1 protein-coding gene is annotated in these 490 nt (G+C 27.1%); it reads right to left on the reverse strand.

Translation table 11 applies throughout. The features are described 5' to 3' along the window. Positions 1-278, reverse strand: a 278-nt coding sequence (locus tag ACW2QF_RS19475) for a hypothetical protein (RefSeq protein WP_455717677.1), incomplete at its 3' end; no start/stop codon positions are given. Positions 279-490: the final 212 nt, after the last annotated feature.

A 490-nucleotide genomic window follows, 5' to 3' on the forward strand; every position in this document is an offset into this window, starting at 1 on the left:
TCACTTGACTCACTATGCGATTTTAAAGAAGCTAATTTTTCAATCTTTTTTGTTTTGAGTGCTATTACAACAGAAATGACATAACCAATTTCCTCATTTGTTAATGAAGCAGCTTTAGCATTTAATAATGCATTTTTAATTCCACTTTCGTCTTCAAAAGCAACAACTGCCGCTAATGCTACCATAGCCTGTTCTCTCTCGGATATAATCTCTGAGTTAAATACACTGTCTATAAAATCAGAATATGTCTTATTAATATTTGTAACTTGTTCGATCATTAGATTTCACCTCTCTTCTAGATAAGTCTTTTTATTAAAAGTCTCCATAAGTATATAAGCAAATACTAATATTGGAATTAGATTAATACAAATTCCATTAAATGTCAATACGTATTTGTAAAATTTATCAAATTACCAAGCGATATTATATTACTTTACTATATCTAATACTTGTTGAATTAAATTATAGTATTCATAGTTCTTATTAATAC

The sequence above is a fragment of the Anaerosporobacter sp. genome, assembly GCF_965301125.1.